The following is a 13501-nucleotide window of genomic DNA, read 5'->3' as shown; positions in this document are numbered from 1 at the left end:
GCATGGCGGTCATCGACATCAACGCGGATCTCGGCGAGGGCCTGGGCATCTGGCGGCTCGGCGACGACGAGGCCCTCCTCCAGGTGATCACCAGCGCCAACGTGGCGTGCGGGTTCCATGCCGGCGACCCGCTGATCATGCGGCGGGTCTGCGCGGAGGCGGTCGCGCGCGGCGTGACGATCGGCGCACAGGTCTCGTACCGCGATCTGGCGGGATTCGGCCGCCGTGAGATGGACGTCGCCGCCCCCGAACTCACCGCCGAGGTGCTCTATCAACTCGCGGCACTGGACGGCATCGCGCGCACCGAGGGCGGCCGCGTCGCCTACGTCAAACCGCATGGCGCCCTGTACAACCGCATCACGCGTGACCCGGTGCAGGCGCGCGCTGTAGTCGAGGCAGTCCGCGCCTACGACCCGGCCCTGCCAATCCTGACGCTCCCTGGTTCGGCCGTGTATGAGGTGGCGGAAGGGCTGACCGTGGTGGCCGAATGCTTCGCCGACCGCGCGTACACCCGGGAGGGGCGCCTGGTACCCCGCCGCGAGCCCGGCGCGGTCGTCCACGACCCGGACGCGGTGACGCGCCGCGCGGTCCGCATGGCCGTCGAGGGGACGGTGGTGGCCGTTGACGGCACCGAGGTCGCGCTGAAGGCCCGGTCGATCTGCGTGCACGGCGACACGCCCGGCGCGGTCGAGCTCGCCCGGTCCGTCCGGGACGCCCTGACCGGCGCCGCCGTCACGGTGGAGCCGTTCGCATGAGGGTGCTGCCTTCGGGGGACACGGCGTTGCTCGTCGAGACCGGCGACCTCGCGACCGCCCACCGGCTGAACGCGGCCATACGGGAGGCGGCACTCCCCGGGATCATCGATGTCGTCCCCGGGGAGAGCACCGTCCTAGTGGTCACCGATCCGGCGTCATGCGATCTCGGACGGCTCGCCGCGCACCTTCCGTCCCTCCGGCTTCCCGATCATGACGCGGTCGCGCCCGAACTCCTGGAGGTGCGGGTGCGCTACGACGGCGAGGACATCGCGGAGGTCGCCGAACTCACCGGCCTGACTCCCGGCGAGGTCGTGGAGCGTCACGCCACTCCTACATACACGGTCGCCTATCTGGGCTTCTCCCCCGGTTTCGGCTACCTCTCCGGCCTCGATCCGGCCCTGCACGTCTCCCGCCGGGCATCGCCGCGCACGGCCGTCCCGGCGGGCTCGGTCGCGATCGCGGGACCGTACGCGGCCATCTACCCGTCCCGCTCCCCCGGGGGCTGGCGGCTTCTGGGGAGGACCGAGATTCCTCTCTGGGACGTCCGGCGCGACCCGCCGTCGCTCCTGCAACCGGGTACGCGGATCCGTTTCGTCCCCGAGGAGGCCCGTTGATCGAGGTCCTGCGTCCTGGGCCTCTCGCAACGATCCAGGACCTCGGACGCCCCGGCCACGCGCACCTGGGCGTCCCCCGATCCGGAGCGGCCGACCCGCGCGCGCTTCGCCTCGCCAACCGTCTGGTGGGCAACCCGGAGAACACCGCGGGCCTGGAGCTCACCCTGGGCGGAACCACCCTGCGCTTCGACCGTCCGACCTGGCTCGCGGCGACCGGCGCGCCCACCACGCTCCGCATAAACGCCCGCGCCCACGGACCCAACACCCCGTGCTTCGTCCCCCCGGGTGCCGTGGTCGAGGTCGGCCTTCCTGCCGAGGGCCTCCGGACCTATCTCGCCATACGCGGCGGCATCGCGATCGAACCGACGCTGGGCAGCCGCTCGACCGACCTCCTCTCCGGCCTAGGACCCGCCCCCCTCGCCCAGGGCGACCGTCTGCCGATAGGCCCGAGCAATGACCTGGCCCCCATCGAGGTGGACGTCGCCCCCGTCGCACCGCTGCCCGCGTCACCCGTCCTGCGGATCCTGCCCGGCCCCCGCGACGACTGGTTCACCGCCGAGGCTCTCGCGACCCTCACCTCGCAGCCCTACGAGGTGACCTCGGAGTCCAACCGCGTCGGCGTCCGGCTGGACGGTCCCAAGCTCGACCGCGACCGCGACGGCGAGCTGGGCAGCGAGGGCATGGTCGTCGGCGCCCTCCAGGTCCCGCCCAGCGGCCTGCCCATCCTCTTCCTCGCCGACCACCCCACCACCGGCGGCTACCCGGTGGTCGCCGTCCTGGCGTCCACCGAACTCCCCACCGCCGCCCAGCTACGCCCAGGCCAGCACATCCGCTTCCACCTCTAGGCGGCGACGCACACATCGCGCGCAGCCAGCATCCCGCGCGCGCTTGTCGTGCTGCGTCCCGGAAGGCGGCGGCACCCCGCCGGGCGCGCGAGCATCCGCCTGCCGGGCCCTATGCGGCGGCACCGCGCGAGGGTCGGCATACCCAAGGCAACCGCGTCGCGGCGGAGCTCCGTGTCGGCGTACCGCAGAGCAACTCTCGTCGGAAGGCTCATCGACGAGCATCCGCTGCGGGGCGTTGCGCGGGGCAGGCACGTCGCGGCGAGCTCCTCGCGGTTTGATCGTGCCGGACGGCACCGTCCGGCACGACGCTCAACGACGCCGCGGGGCTCCCTCGTGGGGCGGCTATGGGAAGCCGGGCGCTTCCGTACCGGGCTGTCCGACCTGCCGATCCAGGACGTCAGTAATGACAGCGGACCGCCGACCCAGCGAGGGCCGGCGGTCCACCGGGCCACCCGGGCCGCCTGGCCGACCGAGACGCCCGGGCCGAGCCGAGCAGCACGCGCGGGCCGAGCAGGACATGCGGGACGCGCGGGTCGATCAGGGCGCCGGGCCGACCAGGACGCGCGGGCGAGCGGGCGAGCCGGCCGTCCAGGCCGCGTGAGCCGACCGAGCCGACCGGGGCACGCGGGCCGACCAGGACGCCCTGGCCGAGCGGGACGCGTGGGGTCAGGCGATGGCGCCGCCGTCGATGGTGAGGACGCTGCCGGTGATGAAGGACGAGGTCGGCTGGGCTAGGAAGAGCACGCCCGCGGCGATCTCCTCGGGACGGCCGTAGCGGTTCAGCGCGTTGGTGGCGCGCTGGCGGTCGGCGCTGGGGCCGTCCGCCGGGTTCATGTCGGTGTCGCACGAACCGGACTGCAGGACGTTGACGGTGATCCGCCGCGGACCCAGGTCACGCGCGGCGCCCTTGGCGTAGCCGACGAGCGCGGCCTTGGTCGCGGCGTAGTCGGCCACACCCGGGAACATGGACCGCGAGGCCAGGTTCGAGCCGAGCATGATGATCCGGCCGTCCTGCTCCATGACCTGCGCGGCGGCCCGGGTCGTGGCGACCACCCCGTCGACGTTGACGGCGAACATCCGGTCGAGGTCCTCGGACGAGCTCTCGGGGTCGCCCACCTGCCCGCGGGCCATGATCCCGGCGTTGTTGACCAGGATGTCCAACCTGCCGAACTCGCGCACGACCGAGTCGACCAGCGTGGCCGACTGCGTCCGGTCGGCCTGGTCGGCGCGCAGGGCCACGGCGCGCCGTCCCTTGTCCTTGATGTCGCGGACGACGTCCTCGGCCAGCCCGGACGAGGCGACAAAGCTGATCGCGACGTCCGCCCCAGCGTCGGCCAGCGCGCGCGCCGTCGCCGCCCCGATGCCCCGAGATCCGCCCGTCACCAGCGCGACCTTGTCCTGCAGTGTCATGGCCACTCCTTTTGTACCGATCGGTATTAAATGAGGAGAGTACTATATCGATCGGTACAGAAGAAGCGGGGGTGGAGTGATGGCGGGACGACCGCGCGAGTTCGACGTGGACAAGGGCCTCGACATCGCCCTGGACGTCTTCTGGCGTCAGGGCTACGAGGGCACCGCGCTCTCCGACCTCACCGAGGCCATGGGCATCAACCGTCCGAGCCTGTACGCGGCCTACGGCAACAAGGAGTCACTGTTCTTCCGCGCCATCGAGCGCTACTTCGACGGCCCCGCGGCCCACGTCAAGGTGGCCTTCGCCAAGCCCACCGCCCGCGAGGTGGCCGAGTGCCTGCTGCGCGGCGCCAGCGACACCGGGACGTACGGCGGCGAGGCGCTGGGCTGCCCGATGGTGCACAGCGCCCTGGTCGCCGGGAAGCACGGCGAGGCGGTCCGCGCGGAGATGGAGTCGAGGCGCCGCCAGTCCCAGACGGCCCTGGCGGCCCGCTTCGAGCGCGCCCAAGCCGAGGGCGACCTGCCCGCCGACCTGAACGCCGACGACCTGGCCCGGCACATCTGGGCGGTCACCTTCGGCATCTCCGTCAGTGCCGTCAGCGGCGCCACCCGCGAAGAACTGCACCGGGTGGTGGACCTCACCCTCGCCCAGTGGCCGCCCAGACCGAGCTGAGCCCGGCCGTGCTCACGGCAGCAACGCGCGCAACCGGACGGTTTCCGCGGCGACGAGATCGCGCGGAAGCTCCCCGAAAGCGGTGATCGCGATGTCGCCGTCCTTGGGTTCCCAGACGCCGGCGACCCGTCCTTCATGGACGATCACGGGCGAGATCCACCCCGCCTTGCGGCTGACGTCCGCGCGGCGCTCGGCCGGGATCAGGTAGGTGGCCTTGGTGCCCGCGCCGAGGACGTACTGGTCGAACGCCCCGAGCAGCCGCAGGGACCGGCTCGGCTCGGTGGCGAGCAACTCGTCCACGTGCTCGCGCAGCATCACCATCGGCTCGCCCTCGACCTCGACGGTCGCCAGCTCGTCCTCCAGCATCGCGAACCAGCCCTTGACGTCCTTCTTCCTGCTGGTGCCGCGCATGAGCCAGTTGTCGAACATCGCGGCGTCGGCCGGGCCGTGCGCGCCGAGGAAGCCACGGATCACCGTCCGCACGGCCTCCTCGACCGGCGGCAGCCCGCGCCACCCCGGCAGCCACGCCCGCGGCGACACGAAGGTGATCCGGTTGCCCTGGGACGGCCCGTGGCAGAGCACGCCCCACCAGGCCAACGGCTTGAACAGCATGCCCCAGCCGGAGCCGAGGATCTCGGCGAGATGGTCGGACCCGGTCTCGTCCATGATCGCGGCGGCGAGTTCCTCGCGGGTGAGGGCCGCCCCATCGCCCAGCGCGCTCCCGACCACGGCGGCGATCGCCTCCAGGTCGTCCGGGGACGCGCCGAACGCCTTCTGCCAGCTCGGCTTCTCCCAGCTGCGGATCGTCCCGCAGAGCGCGAGGTAGGCCGCGGCTTCGTCCGCGGGCAGCAGGTGAAGCGTCCCGCGCATGGCCCACGTCTTGACGAGCGTCCGCTCGTCCAGCAGCGCACGCGCCACGTCGCCGTCCCCCGGGGACGTCTGCCGGAGCGCGATGGCCAGCGCCGCAGCCGACCCCACCTGCGCCTGCACGCCCGCCAGCCGCCGAACCACCTCCACGGCGGAAACGTCCCCGACCGGGTCGATGAACTGCCGCCGCATCCGCCAGGCCAGCCCCTGCTCCCAAGTAACCGAAGCCATAATCCGATTACACCGCACCCCACCCACAAAACCGCCCGGCCCTGGTCGCCGAAGGGCTCAGGCCAGGCGGGGGTTGAGTTCCTTGAAGGCGGTGTGGACGTCGTCGCTGGTCAGTGTGGTGAGGTCGGCGGTGGTGGCGGCCGGGCCGAGCTGGGCGGCCCTCATGGCGCGCGAGGCGCAGGCCTTCTCGTAGATGGTGCGGGCGAAGCGCCCGTTGCCCAGCTCGTCGATGCGGCCGCGGCCGACGGCGTGCTGGAAGACCAGGGCGAGGTCGTCGAGGGCCTCCTCGTCCCAGCGGTCGCCGCTCTCGTGGGCGATGAGCTGGGCGATGCGCAGGAGCTCGTCCGGCCCGTAGGACGGGAAGGCGACGCGGGTGTCGAAGCGGGACGCCAGCCCCGGGTTGGACGACAGGAAGCGGTCCATGTCGGCCTCATAGCCCGCCAGGACGACGACGAGACGGTCGCGGTCGTCCTCGGCGCGCTTGAGGAGGGTCTGGACGGCCTCGGAGCCGAAGGCGTCGCCGCCGCTGTAGCCGGAGTTGCTCAGCGCGTACGCCTCGTCGACGAACAGGACGCCCCCGAGCGCCGAGTCGACGACCTTGTTGGTCTTGAGGGCGGTGGCGCCGAGATGGTCGCCGACCAGGTCGGCGCGCTGGGCCTCGATCACTTCGGGACGGGCGAGCATGCCGAGGGCGGCGAAGATCCGGCCGAGGACGCGGGCGACGGTGGTCTTGCCGGTGCCGGGCGGGCCGGTGAAGACGAAGTTCCGGGTCGGGGGGCGGGTGACCAGGCCCTGCTCCTGGCGCATGCGGGCGACCTGGAGCTGGGCGGCGATCTCCTTGACCTGGCGCTTCACGGGGGCCAGGCCGATCATGTCCTCGAGTTCGGCGAGCGCCTCGTCCAGGGTGGGGGTCTCGGCGTAGCCGCGGTACCGCTCGGTGACCTCGGCGAACGCGGTGTCGATGTCGACGGCGCGCAGCGTGACCAGGTCGTCGGCGGACGGGGCGTCGCTGTCGCCGACGACGCGGACGTCGCGGGCGCGCGCGGCGGTCTCGGTCAGCGTCCGGACGAAGCGGCCGTTGCCCAGCTCGTCGACGATGCCGCGCCGCTCGACCTCCTCGAACCGGGCCTTGAGGCGCGCGCGGGCCTCGTCGTCGAAGCGGTCGTCGCGCAGCCCGGCGTGGTAGCCCGCGATCCGGAGCAGCTCGGCGGGACGGTAGGACGGGAAATGCACCCGGGTGCCGAAGCGGGACGCCAGCCCCGGGTTGGTGTCGAGGAACTCCTCCATCTGCGTCTCGTATCCGGCCAGGATGATCACGAGGTTGTCGCGGTCGTCCTCGGCGCGCTTGAGCAGGGTCTGGACCGCTTCGTTGCCGAACCGGTCGGGTTGTCCCTCGGCGGAGTTGCTGAGCGCGTACGCCTCGTCGACGAACAGGACGCCGCCGAGCGCCGAGTCGACCAGCCGGTTGGTCTTGATCGCGGTGGCGCCGAGGAACTCCCCGACCAGGTCGGCACGGTGCGCCTCGACCACGCGGGCCTCGGGCAGCAGGCCGAACGCGTAGAAGATCTTGGCCAGGACGCGGGCGACGGTCGTCTTGCCGGTGCCGGACGGGCCGACGAAGACCAGGTGCCGCATCGGTTTCTCGGTCGGGACGCCCGCCGCGGCGCGCAGATGGGCGGCCTCGATGGACGCGGCGATGGAGCGGACCTGGCGCTTGACCGGTTCGAGGCCGATCATCTCCTCCAGTTCGGCGAGCGCCTCGGCCACGGAGATTTCCGGGGTCTCCTCGGGTTCGTCCACCGTCTCGGCGGCGGCGCGCTGCTCGTAGGCCGTCTGGGTGGACGCCGGGACGCCCGCCGCGAGCATCTCGTCGGGTTCGCGGTCCGGTTCGGGTGACGGCTCCTTGGTCTGTTCCTGCACCCAGCCGGTCTCGTAGGCCTCGGCCGACACCGCTCTGCGCCCCTGGTCCCACCGGTAGGCCAGGACGGCGAACGCCACGGCCCACGCGGGGCCGACGTGGAGGTCGGGCAAGGGATGGACGATCGCGGCCGTGACGACCCCGGCCGCGGCCAACGCCATCAGCGCCGTCCGCCACGGGGCGAATCCGCGGAGCCGGAGCGCGAAGAACGCCACCGGCAGCGCGAGCAGCCCCAGGAGCAGCTCAAGACTCAGATGGTGCTCGGGATACAGCCGGGCCAGCGGGACCGACGCCCCCAGCCAGCCGACGATCACCAGGATCAGCGCCATCCCCGCGGGCGACCGCAGCGTCAGGTGCAGCACCAGCAGCAGGACGAGCGTGAACGCGGCGATGGCGGCGACCGGGAGGTTCAGCGCGACCGCGGCCGACACGGTCCCCGCGACGATCACAAGCCCTCCGAGGAATCGCAGGCCGGGAACGATCTGGAAGTATCGGCACCGCAGGCGCTCGAAAAGATCCCGCGCCGCGGTGCCCACCGCCGGGCGGGAGCGGGATCTCCCGAACAGTGCCATACAAGGCGAGTAAAGCGCAGTCCCCGTCCGAACGGGACTCCCCCCGCCCGGTTCGTTGACACCTGACGGGCGCGGCGGATGAAGATCATCTGTTGTCGCCGGGGGGCGGTCCCACCGTTTGGCCTGCATAGCGCGTATGAGGACGGCCGGGCCCCGCACGCCCCTACGATCGATGTCATCCATCCGCACTCGTCTGGGAGACCTCTTGACCGACCCGACGGAGGCACTGCCCGGCCTGGACGGCACTGAGGCCACGGCGCCCCTCCCCCGTATAGCGGGCTACGCGATCGAGGACGAACTCCAGGCGCGATTGAAGCCCGGCGGTCCGCTGCGCATCGCGGGAGTGGACGAGGTGGGACGCGGCGCCTGGGCCGGTCCCGTGGTCGTGTGCGCCGCCGTGACCGACCTGAGCGAGCCCCCCGATCTGCCTGGACGGGGCAAGCACAGCAAGCGCAGGATCGGCCTGACCGACTCCAAGCTGCTCACCGAGTCGCACCGGGAGACCTTCGCCGGGCTGTTGCCGGGCTGGCTCGCCGGACACGCGATCGGGTCGGCCTCCCCGGAGGAGATCGACGAGGTCGGGATGACCGAGGCGCTGCGCCGCGCGGCCGTCCGGGCCCTAGACGCCCTCCCCGATCGTCCCGACATGGTGATCCTGGACGGCAACCACGACTACATCGGGAGCCGCGGGGGCTGGCGCGTGCGCTGCGAGATCAAGGCCGACCAGCGGTCGGTGACGGTCGCGGCCGCGTCCGTCCTGGCCAAGGTGCACCGCGACCGGCTCATGGCGGCGCTGGACGCCGAGCACCCCGGGTACGGCTTCGCTGACAGCGCGGGCTACCCGTCCCCCGTCCACCAGAAGGGCCTGGAACAACACGGGCCCACCCCGCACCATCGGCTCTCGTGGTCCTATCTGGACGACCTGCCACAGTGGCGCCATCTGAAGAGGCACCGCAACCCTCTTGCCGGAGAAGGTCAGCTCAGCCTCATGTGAGTTCATCCCAGCCCACCGGGGTAGAGCGCGGGTATTGGGAGGTACGCCATGGACACTGTCGTCAAGAAGCTGCTGCACGAGGCGGGGCAGACGTTCTCCGAGGAGAGCGACATCACGCTCAAGGACCAGCCGGGAGCGCTGTTCCGGCTGCTGGTGCTGGCGAACCTGCTCAGCACCCGCATCGCGTCGGACATCGCGATGGCGGCGGCGCGGGAGCTGTTCGCCGCGGGCGGGGGAACGGCCCGCGGCATGAGCAAGCTGACCTGGCAGCAGCGGGTGGACGCACTGGGCCGCGGCCACTACGTCCGGTATGACGAGAGCACGGCCACCCGGCTCGGCGAGATGGCCGACCTCGTCCAGGAGAAGTACAACGGCGACCTGCGCCGCCTCGCGATCGAATCCAACCGCGACAAGGACCGCGCCGCCGAACTGATCAAGGAGTTCCCCGGCATCGGCCCCACGGGGGTCGACATCTTCTTCCGTGAGGCCCAGGCCATCTGGCCTTGGCTCCGCCCCCACTTCGACGACCTCGTCCTCAAGGGGGCCGAGCGGCTGGACCTGCCCACCAAGCCCGACAAGCTGGCGGACGAGGTCCAGCCCAAGGACCTCGCCCGCCTCTCGTCGGCGCTCGTCCGCGTGGCCCGCGACAAGAAGCTCGCGGACTCGCTCAAGGACTGAGCGTCGCGGAAGGACCGAGCGTCAGTCCTTGCCGCGCGCGGAGACCCACTCCAGGTTCCAGCCGTACCGCTGGTCGACCGACATCTTGCCCCAGCGCGGGCGCCCGGGGGGCGGCAGCACGAAGTGCCCCTCCCGGCGCACCACGAGCTCACCGTTCACGTTCTCGATGAGCGCCAGGACGGCGTCGCGCGAGGCGTCGACGCAGCCGTCGATCGTCATGTCGATCGGGGGCGAGTTCAACGGGAACAGCGTCGCCGTGGCCGACAGCCCGCGGAAGTCGTCGGCGCCGTCGTAGATCTCGGCGAAGACCAGGATCCGCTTGAACTCGGCGGTGTGGTCGAGGTTGATCGTCAGGTTCTCGCCCGTCTCGACCGTCCCGGTCCGGTCGTCCTGGTCGAGCTGGATGTAGGGGGCGCGGTTCAGCGCGCCGAAGTCGCCGAGCGCGTGGATGATGCCCTTGCGCCCGTCCTTCAGCTCCCACAGGCAGCACAAGTCGAGGTCGAGGTCGGTGCCCCGGCGCAGCTTGCCCATGAACCCCTTGGCCGCGCCCTCACGGGCCGTCCAGTTGAGGTTGACGCGCATGTTGCCGGACGTCGCGCCGTGCTTGGACAGCGACACCGAGGGCGAGCTCTTCGTCAGCGAGATCTTGCCGCCCTGCTGCTGTTGCTGCGGCATCTGCTGCCCGGGTGGCGGAGGCGGAGGCGCGTACTGCTGCTGCTGGGGCGGAGGCGGCGGAGGCGTGTACTGCCCCGGGGACGGCGGGGGCGAGAACTGCTGGTCCGGCGGCGGGAACTGCGCCGGAGGAGGCGAGTACTGCTGCGGCGGAGGCGGGGGCGGCGAGTACTGCTGCGGCGGGGGTGGCGGCGGCGCGTACTGCTGCTGCGGCGGGGGCGAGTAGTGCTGCGGAGGCGGCGGGGCCGCCTGCTGGGGCGGCGGCGGAGGCGCCTGCTGCCCCGGGTCGTCGACACTGATGCCGTAGTCCGTGGCCAGCCCGGCGAGGCCGGTGTCATACCCCTGGCCCACCGCGCGGAACTTCCACGAACCCTGGCGGCGGTACAGCTCACCGAGCACGAACGCCGTCTCGGTGGTGGCGCTCGGGCTGTCGAACCGCGCGACCTCGGCACCGTTGGCCGCGTCCAGGACCCGCACGTACAGGCCCTGGAACTGGCCGAACGTCCCGCTGTCGGCGGACGCCGCGATCACGATCTTCTCGATGTCGGGCTCGACCCGTCCCAGCTCGATCGCCAGGATGTCCCGCACGGTCGCGCCGGGCTGCTTGCCCTCGTACCGGACGGCGCCCGAGCGATGCGACGGCTGGTTGTAAAAGACGAAGTCGTCGTCCGACCGCACCTTGCCCGTCCCGGCGAGCATCAGCGCGGAGGCGTCGGCGTCAGGTCCGCCTTGCCAGCCCAGCTCGACCCGTACCGAGGGAACCGGCACCGGTGTGTTGGCGCCCTTCTGCAACGACATGAACGCTCCCCTTCCTCGTCCAACGTGACCAACCTACGGGCACGCGCCCCGCGGAGCGAAACTCGCCCCCGGCGGGCATGACGTGACCGGAGATTACGATCCCACGCGGACATGGCGCCTAGCGTGTGCGGCCACGGGGTTTCAGCGGAAGATCGGGAAGCGCGGGCGCCGGGATGGACGGACCCTCATAGCCCGGGACGGCACCGAACCGCTCCCCCTCGGCCCATTCGCGGCGCGCCTGGGCGATCTCGTCCCCCGTCCGCCCGACGAAGTTCCACCACATGACCAGCTTCTCTTCGAAGGGCTCACCGCCCAGCAACAGCAGCGCACTGTTCCCGTACGCGCGTAGCGGCAGTTCCCGGCGGCCACAGCCGAGGTAGAGCATCGAACCCGGGTCCAGCCGGACACCGTCGACCTCGGTCACCCCGGACATCGTCAGCACCGCGTACTCGAAGTCGGGTTCCACCGGGACGGCGACGTCCACGCCGTCGGCCAGGCTGAGATCGGCCCCCATGATCGGCGTGAACGTGCTGCCCGGCGAGGCCGCGCCGTCCAGCTCCCCCAGGATCACGGTCGCGCTCAACCCACCGGCCGAGGTGACGACCGGCAACTCGGCGTGGTGCTCGAAGGCCGGGTCGGTGTGCCGATGAGCGTCCGGCAAGGCCACCCAGAGCTGAGCGCCGTGCAGGATCGCCGAGTGGCCGCCGGGCGACTGCTCCGAATGCGCGATGGCCCGTCCGGCGGTCATGAGACCGAGCTCTCTGGGCCGGACGACCTGCGCGCTCCCCAGACTGTCGCGATGCAGCACCTCACCGGCGTGCAGCCAGCTCACCGTCTGCAGCCCGATATGCGGATGCGGCGCGACCTGCATGCCGGGCTCGTCGGAGATGTCGTCCGGCCCGTAGTGATCGACAAAGCACCAGGCCCCGACCATCCGACGCCCCAAGGTCGGCAGCAGCCTGCGCACCACGCTGCTCTCCCCGAGCGGCACGTCCCGAGGCTTCAGCAACTCCCGCACCGGCTGAGCCGCGACCTCCTCACGCCCCCCGCAAACCCGCGCCGCCGGCCGCACATCCAGATCACTCACCACGTCCCCCTCCGTCCGCTCCAAACTACCGACCGGCGCGGGGCGCACGCGTACGAGCTCGTGTGGGCGAACGCGGCACACAGCCGAACAAGCGCCGCCCAACCCACGAGCGCGACGCTCGGACGGACGGACGCGACGCCACCGCACGACCGCGAGCTCAAGTGCACGGGCACGGCGCCCACCCGGGCGGGCACGATGGTCAGTTGGTCGGGTGCCGGGCTCGTGGGGTGGGCGGGGTTCAGGAGGACGGGGCGTAGCGGTCGAAGAAGAGGTTGCGGTGGCGTTCGCGGCGTCCCGGGTGGGCGCGCTCCTCGTCGGAGTAGCCGACGGAGACCATGAGGGCGATCGCGAGGTCGTCGCGGTCCTCGATGCCGAGGACCTTCTTGACCTTGGACTCGTCCCAGCCGTTCATGGGCGAGGTGGCCAGGCCCATCTCGGTGGCGGCCAGCATGACGTAGGTGGCCGCGATCATGGCGTCCTTGATCGCGTATTCGCGGAGGAGGCCGCGCTGGTCCAGGCTCTCCTGGAAGGCACGGGTCTCACCGGCGAACCAGGTGATGAACTCGTCGTTCCACGCCCCGGACGCGCGGGCGGTGTCGTAGATGTCGGCGTTGTCGTCCCGCCACAGCTGCGGCTCGGCGACGAAGACCAGGACGACAGGGGCCTCGTTCGGCTGGGGTTGACCACCGGCGGCCCAGGTCAGCCCTTCGAGACCCTCGGGGCTGCTGACGGCGACGATCGAGCGGTCCTGGAGGTTCCAGCTGCTGGGCGCCTCAAGGGCGAGGTCCAGCAGTTCGTCCAGGAGGGTCTCGGGGATCGGGTCGGGCCGGTAGTGGCGGATCGTGCGGCGCGTGCGGATCGCCTCCGCGACGGACAAGGTTTGCTTCGTCATGTCTCTAACTATTGGAGAGTGGCTCTCTTTTAGGAAGAGGGCACTAATTAGTGCGTTACTCTCCTGACATGAGGACCCTCGTCGAGTCGTCCGGGCTCCCCGCCGACGTCTACTCCGCCAAGTGCCCGACCCGCCAGGTCATCGACCACATCGCCGGGAAGTGGACGGTCCTGGTCGTGGCCGCGCTCATGGAGGAGGGCACCATGCGCTACACCGACCTGAGCCGCCGCATCGAGGGCGTGTCACAGAAGATGCTCACCCAGACGCTGCGCGCCCTGGAGACCGACGGGTTCGTCACGCGGACCGTGCATCCCGTCGTCCCGCCCCGGGTGGAGTACGACCTCACCGAACTCGGACGCGGTCTCGCGGGCCCGGTCTCGGCGCTCCGGGAATGGGCGGAGACCAACATCAACGCGATCGAGGCGGCCCGCGCGCGCGTCGCCGCCGGGAAGGGACCGGTCATGTGACCGATGCCGTCCCGGTCGTCCGGTTCGT

13 protein-coding genes are annotated in these 13501 nt (G+C 71.5%); 7 read left to right on the top strand and 6 right to left on the bottom strand.

What is annotated here, in order from left to right; all coding sequences use genetic code 11:
* Nucleotides 1-2: 2 nt before the first annotated feature.
* The 3 genes from ACQPY4_RS12430 to ACQPY4_RS12420 are packed head-to-tail and all read left to right on the top strand — an operon-like array spanning nt 3 to nt 2214.
* Nucleotides 3-755, top strand: a complete 753-nt coding sequence (locus ACQPY4_RS12430; RefSeq protein WP_433335657.1) for a LamB/YcsF family protein — start codon at nt 3-5, stop codon at nt 753-755.
* Nucleotides 752-1369, top strand: a complete 618-nt coding sequence (locus ACQPY4_RS12425) for a 5-oxoprolinase subunit B family protein (protein WP_433335655.1) — start codon at nt 752-754, stop codon at nt 1367-1369. The genes ACQPY4_RS12430 and ACQPY4_RS12425 overlap by 4 nt, the downstream gene beginning before the upstream one ends.
* The gene (locus tag ACQPY4_RS12420; RefSeq protein WP_433335653.1) at nt 1366-2214 is read left to right on the top strand and encodes a biotin-dependent carboxyltransferase family protein; all 849 of its coding nucleotides are present in this window, start codon (nt 1366-1368) and stop codon (nt 2212-2214) included. The genes ACQPY4_RS12425 and ACQPY4_RS12420 overlap by 4 nt, the downstream gene beginning before the upstream one ends.
* Nucleotides 2215-2880: 666 nt before the next feature.
* Here ACQPY4_RS12420 and ACQPY4_RS12415 read toward each other — a convergent pair.
* Entirely contained in the window at nt 2881-3624 is a 744-nt protein-coding gene (locus tag ACQPY4_RS12415; RefSeq protein ID WP_433335651.1) for an SDR family NAD(P)-dependent oxidoreductase, read from the bottom strand.
* 79 nt (nt 3625-3703) lie between these two features.
* Between ACQPY4_RS12415 and ACQPY4_RS12410 the strand changes: the two genes are divergently transcribed.
* On the top strand, nt 3704-4297 hold the full coding sequence (locus ACQPY4_RS12410; RefSeq protein ID WP_433335649.1) for a TetR/AcrR family transcriptional regulator: 594 nt from the start codon (nt 3704-3706) through the stop codon (nt 4295-4297).
* A gap of 12 nt (nt 4298-4309) precedes the next feature.
* On the opposite strand, the gene ACQPY4_RS12405 is transcribed toward ACQPY4_RS12410, so the two are convergent.
* Both ACQPY4_RS12405 and ACQPY4_RS12400 read right to left on the bottom strand, forming a co-directional pair.
* Nucleotides 4310-5395 (bottom strand): winged helix DNA-binding domain-containing protein, encoded by a 1086-nt coding sequence (locus tag ACQPY4_RS12405; RefSeq protein ID WP_433335647.1) that lies wholly within the window; start codon nt 5393-5395, stop codon nt 4310-4312.
* Nucleotides 5396-5452: 57 nt separating this feature from the next.
* Nucleotides 5453-7885 carry an AAA family ATPase gene (locus ACQPY4_RS12400; RefSeq protein ID WP_433335645.1) on the bottom strand — a complete coding sequence of 811 codons (2433 nt, stop codon included), beginning with the start codon at nt 7883-7885 and terminating at the stop codon, nt 5453-5455.
* 235 nt (nt 7886-8120) lie between these two features.
* Between ACQPY4_RS12400 and ACQPY4_RS12395 the strand changes: the two genes are divergently transcribed.
* Together ACQPY4_RS12395 and ACQPY4_RS12390 are read left to right on the top strand one after the other, a co-directional pair.
* Nucleotides 8121-8879 carry a ribonuclease HII gene (locus tag ACQPY4_RS12395; RefSeq protein WP_433338900.1) on the top strand — a complete coding sequence of 253 codons (759 nt, stop codon included), beginning with the start codon at nt 8121-8123 and terminating at the stop codon, nt 8877-8879.
* Between the two features lie 48 nt (nt 8880-8927).
* A complete protein-coding gene (locus ACQPY4_RS12390) occupies nt 8928-9557 on the top strand; it encodes an endonuclease (protein WP_433335643.1) in 630 nt (209 codons plus the stop codon).
* Between the two features lie 21 nt (nt 9558-9578).
* Here ACQPY4_RS12390 and ACQPY4_RS12385 read toward each other — a convergent pair whose 3' ends face one another.
* The 3 genes from ACQPY4_RS12385 to ACQPY4_RS12375 all read right to left on the bottom strand — a co-directional run bounded on the left by ACQPY4_RS12385 (nt 9579) and on the right by ACQPY4_RS12375 (nt 13006).
* On the bottom strand, nt 9579-11027 hold the full coding sequence (locus ACQPY4_RS12385; RefSeq protein WP_433335641.1) for a TerD family protein: 1449 nt from the start codon (nt 11025-11027) through the stop codon (nt 9579-9581).
* 118 nt (nt 11028-11145) lie between these two features.
* Nucleotides 11146-12114 (bottom strand): pirin family protein, encoded by a 969-nt coding sequence (locus ACQPY4_RS12380; RefSeq protein ID WP_433335639.1) that lies wholly within the window; start codon nt 12112-12114, stop codon nt 11146-11148.
* Nucleotides 12115-12352: 238 nt separating this feature from the next.
* Nucleotides 12353-13006: a nitroreductase family protein gene (locus ACQPY4_RS12375; protein WP_433335637.1), complete on the bottom strand. Its 654-nt coding sequence runs from the start codon at nt 13004-13006 to the stop codon at nt 12353-12355.
* Between the two features lie 68 nt (nt 13007-13074).
* Between ACQPY4_RS12375 and ACQPY4_RS12370 the strand changes: the two genes are divergently transcribed.
* On the top strand, nt 13075-13473 hold the full coding sequence (locus tag ACQPY4_RS12370; RefSeq protein WP_433335635.1) for a winged helix-turn-helix transcriptional regulator: 399 nt from the start codon (nt 13075-13077) through the stop codon (nt 13471-13473).
* Nucleotides 13474-13501: the final 28 nt, after the last annotated feature.

This window comes from Spirillospora sp. CA-294931 (assembly GCF_050946795.1).
Lineage (GTDB): Bacteria > Actinomycetota > Actinomycetes > Streptosporangiales > Streptosporangiaceae > Spirillospora.
This window is presented reverse-complemented; position numbering and strand designations above follow the sequence as displayed.